Source organism: Roseicyclus sp., assembly GCF_052168335.1.
In the GTDB taxonomy this organism is placed as follows: Bacteria; Pseudomonadota; Alphaproteobacteria; order Rhodobacterales; family Rhodobacteraceae; genus Roseibacterium.
Map to the genome: position 1 here is coordinate 1 of NZ_JBQLZP010000173.1, position 8,030 is coordinate 8,030.

Below are 8,030 nucleotides of genomic sequence, written 5' to 3' on the forward strand. Positions count from 1 at the left end.
CCGCCCGGGGGGTCCGGGGGGCAGGCAGCCCCCCGGCGTCGCCACCCGCGAGGGACGTGCCCATGCTGATCCTGACCTGCCCCTGCTGCGGCATCGCCGCCGACGAGACCGAGCTCGCCCCGGGCGGCGAGGCGCACCTCAAGCGCTTCGGCCCCGGTTCGTCGGACGCGGAGTTCGAGGCCTATCTCTTCCTGCGCCCCAACGTGCGGGGCGTGCATTTCGAGCGCTGGCGCCACGCCATGGGCTGCGGCAAGTGGTTCCTCGCCGCGCGGGACACGGCGACGCACGAGGTCTTCGGCACCTATCCCGCCCAGACGACCGAGCCGCCCGCCCACATCCTCGCCGCGATCCGCGCCAAACATCCCGACTGGAGCCAGCCATGAGCACGCGCCTCGCCGAGGGCGGCCGCCTGATCGACCGCAGCCGCAAGCTCGACTTCCGCTTCAACGGCAAGCGCTTCGCGGGCCATCCCGGCGACACGCTGGCCTCGGCGCTTCTGGCGAACGGCCAGCGCATCATGGGACGGTCCTTCAAGTATCACCGCCCGCGCGGTCCCGTGGCCTCCGGCCCGGAGGAGCCGAACGCGCTCGTCAACCTCGGCGAGGGTGCCCGGCACGAGCCGAACCAGCGCGCCACGACGACGGAGCTTTTCGAGGGGCTCAGCGCCACCTCGCAGAACCACTGGCCGAGCCTCGAATGGGACATCGGCGAGGTCAACGCGCTCGCCGCGCGGCTTCTGCCCGCGGGCTTCTACTACAAGACCTTCATCCACCCGCGCCCCTTCTGGAAGCACGTCTTCGAGCCGTTCATCCGCCAGTCCGCGGGCCTGGGCAAGGCGCCCGATCCGAAGCATTCCGACCCGGACCGCTACGAGCATTTCTATGCCCATGTCGACCTCGTGATCGCGGGCGGCGGGATCGCGGGCCTCCAGGCCGCGCTCGAGGCGGGGCGGGCGGGGGCGAAGGTGCTGCTCGCCGAGCAGACACCGCATTGGGGCGGGCGCGCGCCGGTCGACGGGGTCGAGATCGACGGCAGGCCCGCCGGTGACTGGATCGAAACCGCCGTTGCCGAACTGGAAACGATGCCGAACGTGGCGCTCCGCCTCCGCACCATGGTCGCGGGCGTCTACGACCACGGCTACGTCATCGCCTACGAGCGGGTGTCCGACCATGCGCCCGGCACCGACGCGCCGCGCCACCGGCTCTGGCGCATCCGCACGAAGCAGGTGATCGCGGCCACCGGCGCCATCGAGCGGCCCCTTAGCTTCCCCGGCAACGACAAGCCGGGCGTCATGCTGGCCTCGGCCGTCCGCGACTACCTCGTGAACTGGGGCGTCAGCCCCGGCGACCGCACCGTGGTCGTGACCAACAACGACGACGCCTACCGCACCGCCATCGCCATCCGGCGCGCGGGGCTCGACGTGCCCTGCATCGTCGACGCCCGGCCGAGCGCCGACGGCCCCCTGCCGCAGGAGGCGCGCGCGCTCGGCATCCCGGTGAAGATCGGCACCGGCATCGCGGGCGTGAAGGGCATCCGCGGCGTCGTCGCCGTGCAGCTCTGCGCCCAGGCGGGCGAGGGCGCGGTGACGGAGGAGATCGTCTGCGAGGCCGTCGCCATGTCCGGCGGCTGGTCGCCTGTCGTCCACCTCTGGTCCCATTGCGGCGGCAAGCTGACCTGGGACGAGGCGGGCGCCTTCTTCCGCCCCGATCCCGCCCGGCCGCCCACCGGCCATGACGGCGCGGGCTTCGTCCTCTGCGCCGGCAGCGCCGAGGGCGCGCTCCATGCCTCCGGCGTCATGGAGAGCGCGTCAATCTCGGTCCGCAAGGTGCTGGGCGGGCTCGGCAAATCCGCCTCGGGCGATGTCCCGCAGGCCGCCGCGCCCGAGGAGGCGCCGCTTGCGCCCGTCTGGATGATGCCGCAGGGCGCGGGGGCGAAGAAGCGCGCGAAGATGTGGCTCGATTTCCAGAACGACGTGAAGGTCTCGGACGTGCAGCTCGCCGCCCGCGAGGGCTACGAGAGCGTCGAGCACACCAAGCGCTACACGACGCTCGGCATGGCCACGGACCAGGGGAAGCTGTCGAACATCAACGGCCTCGCGATCCTCGCCGGCGCGCTGAACGCGCCGATCCCGCAGGTCGGCACCACGACCTTCCGTCCGCCCTTCACGCCGATCTCCATGGGCGCGATCGCGGGCGAGGCGCGGGGGGGCATCTTCCAGCCGCTCCGCCGGACCCCGCTCCAGGACCGGCACGAGGCGCTCGGCGCGAGCTTCGAGCCGGTCGGCCACTGGCGGCGCCCCTACTGCTACCCGAGACCGGGCGAGAGCCGGCGCGATGCGGTGAACCGCGAGATCCTGGCCACGCGCGAAAGCCTCGGGCTGCTGGACGCCTCGACGCTCGGCAAGATCCTCGTGAAGGGGCCGGACGCGGGCCGCTTCATGGACATGCTCTACACCAACTTGATGAGCACCCTGAAGCCGGGGCGCTGCCGCTACGGCCTCATGTGCAGCGAGAACGGTTTCCTCATGGATGACGGCGTGGTCGTGCGGCTCGACGAGGAGACCTTCCTCTGCCACACGACCACGGGCGGCGCCGACCGCATCCACGCGCACATGGAGGACTGGCTCCAGTGCGAGTGGTGGGACTGGAAGGTCTGGACCGCCAACGTGACCGAGCAATGGGCGCAGATCGCCGTCGTCGGCCCGAACGCGCGCAAGGTGCTGGAGAAGCTCGGCGCCGATTTCGACCTCTCGAAGGAGGCCTTGCCCTTCATGGCCTTCGCGCAAGGTCGCCTCGGCGGCTTCGACGCGCGGGTCTACCGCATCTCCTTCGCGGGCGAATTGTCCTTCGAGGTGGCGGTGCCCGCAAGCCAGGGCCGCGCGCTCTGGGACGCGCTGACGGAGGCGGGGGCGGAGTTCGGCGTCACCCCCTACGGGACCGAGGCCATGCACGTCATGCGGGCCGAGAAGGGCTTCATCATGATCGGGGACGAGACGGATGGCACGGTGATCCCGCAGGATCTCGGCCTCGACTGGGCGATCTCGAAGAAGAAGGACGACTATCTCGGCAAGCGCGGGCAGGCGCGGTCGCACATGACCGATCCCGCGCGCTGGAAGCTCGTGGGCCTCGAGACGCTCGACGGCTCGGTCCTGCCGGACGGCGCCTACGCGCTCGCCGACGGCGACAACGCGAACGGGCAGCGGAACACGCAAGGGCGCGTGACCTCGACCTACTTTTCGCCGACGCTCGGGAAGGGCATCGCCATGGGCCTCGTCCTCCACGGCCCGGACCGGATGGGCGAGGAACTGGATTTCGGCACGGTGAAGAAGGACCCGGAGGGCAAGCTCCGCACGGTGCGCGCGCGGATCGTGAGCCCGGTCTTCTACGATCCCGAGGGGGAGAGGCAGGATGTCTGAGGCACGGAGCGCGCTGCCCGGCGCGGAGGCGGACGGCCTCGTGGCGATCCGCGAGATGGGGCTGCAAGGCATGGTCATGCTGCGGGGCGACCTCGCGGAGGTGGCCGGGGCGGTGCGCGAGGTCACGGGCGCCGACATGCCCCCGACCCGCGGCATCGTGCGTGGCGATGGTGCGAGCGTGGCGTGGATGTCGCCGGACGAGCTCCTGATCCTCTGCGACCACGGAGCGGCGGAGGAGTTCGTCGTGCGGCTGACCGAGGCGCTGGCGGGACGCCACCACCTCGCCGTCAACGTCTCGGACGCGCGGGCGATGTTCGCGCTGACGGGCGGGCGGGGCGCGCTGCGCGACGTGCTGTCCAAGATCACGCCCGCCGACATGTCGGCCGACGCGCTGAAGCCCGGCGAGATGCGCCGCACGCGCCTCCAGCAGGTGCCCGCCGCCATCTGGTTCGAGAGCGAAACCGAGGCGCGCGTGATCTGCTTCCGCTCGGTCGCGGCCTATGTCTTCGACCTCCTCGCCATGTCGGCGCGGGACAGCGGGCCGGTCGGCTTCCACAGGGACGCCTAGGCGCGGGAAACGCGCGGTTCCGCCAAGAATGACGCGGTGCCGGGGTTGACCTCGGCGCCTTCGCCGCTCCATCTGTGGCCCAACGGCAACCGACAACGAGGGAGGCCCAGATGGCTTTCGAACTTCCCGATCTTCCCTATTCCCACGATGCGCTCGCCGACCTCGGCATGAGCCGCGAGACGCTGGAATACCACCACGACATCCACCACAAGGCCTATGTCGACAACGGCAACAAGCTGATCGACGGGACCGAGTGGGCCGGCAAGTCGCTGGAGGAGATCGTCAAAGGCACCTACCAGGCCGGCGCGGTCGCCCAGAACGGCATCTTCAACAACGCCTCGCAGCACTGGAACCACAACCAGTTCTGGGAAATGATGGGCCCCGGCGAGAAGAAGATGCCGGGCGAGCTCGAGCGCGCGCTGACCGAGGCCTTCGGCTCGGTCGACGAGTTCAAGTCGCAGTTCTCGGCCGCCGGTGCGGGCCAGTTCGGCTCGGGCTGGTGCTGGCTGGTGAAGGACGCCGACGGCAGCCTGAAGGTCACCAAGACCGAGAACGGCGTGAACCCGCTCTGCTTCGGGCAGACCGCGCTTCTGGGCTGCGACGTGTGGGAGCATTCCTACTACATCGACTTCCGCAACAAGCGCCCCGCCTACCTCGCGAACTTCCTCGACAAGCTCGTGAACTGGGAGAACGTGGCCGCCCGCATGGGCTGAGGCACGTTCCCTCGACCGCGAAAGGCCCGCCCGGACCGGCGGGCCTTTTCATGTGCGCCCACCCGGCGATTTCCCCAGCTTGACGCGCCCCCGATTTCTCAGGTCTCATCGCGCGTTACCTCGACTTGCGGACCCTTCCCCGAATGGACCTGACGCTCGCTTCCGCCTTCTCGACGGACGGCCTTCTGGGCCACCTCGCCTATGTCGTCCTCGTCGCCTCGATGCTGATGCGCTCGCTGACCTGGCTGCGCATCCTCGTGATCGTCTCGGCGCTCCTGGCCATCTCCTACGGGGCCTTCGTGATCCGCGACCCGGTGACGGTGATGTGGGAGGCGATGCTCGTCGCGGTCAACATCGTGCAGCTCCTGATCCTGCATTGGAGCAACCTGCGCGCCCGGTTCTCGGATGACGAGGCGACGCTACTGGCGCGGCACCTGCCGGGGCTCGGGCGGGGCGAGGCGCGGAGCCTGCTCGATGCGGGCGAGTGGGTCCGCGTCGCCCCCGGCGACCTGCTCGCCGAGGAGGGGCGGCCGGTCGAGCACCTCTCCTATCTCGCGGGCGGCGAGGCCTCCGTCGTGCTGCGCGGGACGACCGTATCACGCTGCGGGCAGGGCGACTTCATCGGCGAGATGACCGCGTTGACCGGCCTTGCCGCGACCGCGACCGTCCGGGCCGAGGCGGAGTGCCTCGTCTGGCGGATCGCCGCGCCGCGCCTGCGCGAGATCCTGCGCCGGCGCGACAGCCTCGAGCGCGAGGTCGATGCCGCCTTCGCCCGCAACTATCGAGAGAAGCTCTTGACCATGAACGCGCTCGTCGCCTCGGGCAGCGTGCCGTCCTGAGCCGGTGCACGCCATGACCGAGGCCGGCAAGGGCGTTGTCGCGATGGCGGTGGCCTGCACGATCTGGGGGCTCTCGCCGCTGTTCTACGCCATGCTCAGCCATGTCCCGCCGCTCGAGATCCTCGCCCATCGCACGATCTGGTCGCTCGTCACCTTCGTGGCCTACCTGGGCCTGCAGCGCCGCCTGCGCGAACTGCCGCGCGCGCTCGGGGGGCCGCGCCGCTTCCTGCTGACGGCGGCGGCGGCGGCGATGATCTCGGTCAACTGGTTCCTCTTCATCTACGCGGTGGGCGTCGGACGGACGGTCGAGGCCTCGCTCGGCTACTACATCTTCCCGCTCGTGGCCGTGGCGATCGGCGCGGTCGTCCTGCGCGAGGGCCTGTCGCGGGTGCAGGCCGTCTCGGTCGCGCTTGCCGCCGGGGCGGTCCTGGTGCTGACCCTCGGCCTCGGCGCGGCGCCCTGGATCTCGCTCGTGCTCGCCACGACCTTCGGGATCTACGGGCTTCTGAAACGCTGGGTCGAGGCGGGGCCCGTCGTCTCGGTCACGGCGGAGGTGCTGCTGTTCCTGCCGCTCGCCGCGGGCCTCCTCGTCTGGCTGGGGGTCACGCGCGGCCTCGGCTACACGGCTTCGGACGTCGTGCTCTTCGTGCTGTCCGGGCCGGTCACGGCGGTGCCGCTGATGCTATTCTCCTACGCGGCGAAGCGGGCGGCGATGGCGACCGTGGGGCTGATCCAGTACGTGAACCCGACGCTCCAGTTCCTCTGCGCGGTCCTGATCCTCGGCGAGGTCGTGACGGTCTGGCACATGGTCGCGCTGCCGCTGATCTGGGCGGCGCTCGGCCTCTATTCCTGGGCGACGCTCAGGCCCGCGTCGCGGCCAGCGCCTCCATGAGCGAGGGCACGTCCGGCAGGCTGCGGAAGTAGGGCAGAAGGCTCGCCTCGGCGAAGCCCTGTGCGATCACGTGCTCGACCAGCGCGCGGAGCGGCGCCCAGTAGCCGGCGGTATCGAGGAGCAGGATCGGCTTTTCGTGGAGGCCGAGCTGCCGCCACGTCAGCACCTCGAAGAACTCGTCGAGCGAGCCCGCGCCGCCCGGCAGCATCACGATGGCGTCGGCGTTCATGAACATGACCTTCTTCCGCTCGTGCATCGTCTCGGTGACGATGAAGGTGGAGAGGTCGCGCTTGCCCACCTCGCGGGCGAGGAGGTGGCCCGGGATCACGCCGAAGGTGTCGCCGCCCGCCGTCTGCGCCGCCCGCGCCACGGCCCCCATGAGCCCCACGTCGCCCGCGCCGTAGACGAGGCGATAGCCCTCGCACGCCAGTGCCGTGCCGAGCGCGGTCGCATCGGCCATGTATTCGGGACGGGATCCGGCGCGGGAGCCGCAATAGACACAGACGGAAACGCTCGACATCGGGTCCCTTGCGCTTGACGGGTTTTTCCGCCCTGATAGCCGCTAGCGCAGCGCGGCTCAACCCGGCCCGGGGGGCGGAGGGCAGGCTGGCGCGGAGTGCCCCGGTTCGGGGGATGGACCCGGGAGGTAACCCATGAGGGTTGGTGCCGCATTCGGCGGAAGCAGGGCTGCGTGGATCTATGCGGCGCTTGCCGGCGGCGTGGCCGTCGCGGCGGTCGCGGGCTTTCTCGCGTTTCGGGGCGGGGAGGAGGCGCCACCCGATGCCGTCGCCACGCCCGAGGCTCCCGCGTCGGTGCCGGAGCCTGCGGATACGGCGGAAGTGACGGCGGAGGTCGTCGAGGCCGCGCCGGAGGAGGATGCCGCCGCCGACAATGCCGCCGATGCCGATGCTGCCGCCGCTACAGATACGGCCGAGGCCCCGCGGCCGGCACCGCCGCGCTTCGACCAGATCCGCGTGGCCCCCGACGGGGCGGCGGTGGTGGCGGGGCGTGGCCCGGCCGGGGCGGATGTGCGCCTGATGCTCGACGGGGCCGAGGTGGCGAGTGCCGCGGCGGCGTCCGACGGCGGCTTCGCGGCGATCTTCGCCATACCGCCCTCGGCCGCGCCCCGGATCATGACGCTGACCGCGATGCTGCCCGATGGCGGCGAGGTGGCGGGCGTCGAGTCCGTCATCATCTCGCCCTTCGGCGGCACGCCCGACGCGACCGCCGAGGCCGCGCCCGTCGACCCGCCCGCGACCGCCGTGTCCGAGCCCTCGGGCGAGACCGCGGTGGCTTCGGCCGGGATCGAGGCCGCGCCCGAGACCGAGATGACGGCGGAGCGCGAGGTGCCGGAGGCCCCGGGCAGCGACGCGCCCGGCGCTGCGCCGGAGGTCGCGACCGGCCCGGCGCCCGAGGCGCTCCCGGCCGGGGAGGCTGTCGCATCCACAGGCGAGACGGCGGAGCCCCTGTCCGGCGAAACGCAGGCGGAGCGGACGGCCGACGCCACGCCGGCGGAACCCGCGGCCGGGACCGCCCGGACCGAGGCGGCGACCGTCTCGGGCGGAGGGCCGGCAGCGTCCGCGCCGGTCCCTTCCGATGCGGC

At 71.5% G+C, this 8,030-nt stretch carries 7 protein-coding genes and 1 pseudogene; 7 read left to right on the forward strand and 1 reads right to left on the reverse strand.

The window, feature by feature from the left end; genetic code table 11:
* Positions 1–62: 62 nt before the first annotated feature.
* From ACTS11_RS05385 to rarD, 6 genes are all read left to right on the forward strand, one after another.
* Positions 63–383, forward strand: coding sequence for a sarcosine oxidase subunit delta (locus ACTS11_RS05385; protein WP_442639314.1), 321 nt, complete (start codon positions 63–65; stop codon positions 381–383).
* Positions 380–3,415: a sarcosine oxidase subunit alpha family protein gene (locus ACTS11_RS05390; protein WP_442639315.1), complete on the forward strand. Its 3,036-nt coding sequence runs from the start codon at positions 380–382 to the stop codon at positions 3,413–3,415. The genes ACTS11_RS05385 and ACTS11_RS05390 overlap by 4 nt, the downstream gene beginning before the upstream one ends.
* The gene (locus tag ACTS11_RS05395; protein WP_442639316.1) at positions 3,408–3,983 is read left to right on the forward strand and encodes a sarcosine oxidase subunit gamma; all 576 of its coding nucleotides are present in this window, start codon (positions 3,408–3,410) and stop codon (positions 3,981–3,983) included. The genes ACTS11_RS05390 and ACTS11_RS05395 overlap by 8 nt, the downstream gene beginning before the upstream one ends.
* Positions 3,984–4,093: 110 nt before the next feature.
* Complete coding sequence (locus ACTS11_RS05400; protein ID WP_442639317.1) at positions 4,094–4,696, forward strand: superoxide dismutase; 603 nt, start codon at positions 4,094–4,096, stop codon at positions 4,694–4,696.
* A gap of 143 nt (positions 4,697–4,839) precedes the next feature.
* Entirely contained in the window at positions 4,840–5,535 is a 696-nt protein-coding gene (locus tag ACTS11_RS05405) for a cyclic nucleotide-binding domain-containing protein (protein ID WP_442639318.1), read from the forward strand.
* A 13-nt stretch (positions 5,536–5,548) separates the two neighbouring features.
* Positions 5,549–6,427 carry an EamA family transporter RarD gene (gene rarD, locus ACTS11_RS05410; RefSeq protein WP_442639319.1) on the forward strand — a complete coding sequence of 293 codons (879 nt, stop codon included), beginning with the start codon at positions 5,549–5,551 and terminating at the stop codon, positions 6,425–6,427.
* Here rarD and ACTS11_RS05415 read toward each other — a convergent pair.
* On the reverse strand, positions 6,396–6,947 hold the full coding sequence (locus ACTS11_RS05415; protein WP_442639320.1) for a TIGR00730 family Rossman fold protein: 552 nt from the start codon (positions 6,945–6,947) through the stop codon (positions 6,396–6,398). The genes rarD and ACTS11_RS05415 overlap by 32 nt on opposite strands.
* A gap of 133 nt (positions 6,948–7,080) precedes the next feature.
* Between ACTS11_RS05415 and ACTS11_RS05420 the strand changes: the two are divergent.
* Positions 7,081–8,030 (forward strand): annotated as a pseudogene (locus ACTS11_RS05420) (hypothetical protein); the annotation flags it as partial.

Excerpts from the sequence above, each read along its gene's own strand:
- ACTS11_RS05405 (WP_442639318.1), top strand. The coding sequence starts at position 4,840 with ATGGACCTGACGCTCGCTTCCGCCTTCTCGACGGACGGCCTTCTGGGC.
- ACTS11_RS05400 (WP_442639317.1), top strand. The coding sequence starts at position 4,094 with ATGGCTTTCGAACTTCCCGATCTTCCCTATTCCCACGATGCGCTCGCC.
- ACTS11_RS05385 (WP_442639314.1), top strand. The coding sequence starts at position 63 with ATGCTGATCCTGACCTGCCCCTGCTGCGGCATCGCCGCCGACGAGACC.
- ACTS11_RS05390 (WP_442639315.1), top strand. The coding sequence starts at position 380 with ATGAGCACGCGCCTCGCCGAGGGCGGCCGCCTGATCGACCGCAGCCGC.
- ACTS11_RS05415 (WP_442639320.1), bottom strand. The coding sequence starts at position 6,947 with ATGTCGAGCGTTTCCGTCTGTGTCTATTGCGGCTCCCGCGCCGGATCC.
- rarD (WP_442639319.1), top strand. The coding sequence starts at position 5,549 with ATGACCGAGGCCGGCAAGGGCGTTGTCGCGATGGCGGTGGCCTGCACG.
- ACTS11_RS05395 (WP_442639316.1), top strand. The coding sequence starts at position 3,408 with ATGTCTGAGGCACGGAGCGCGCTGCCCGGCGCGGAGGCGGACGGCCTC.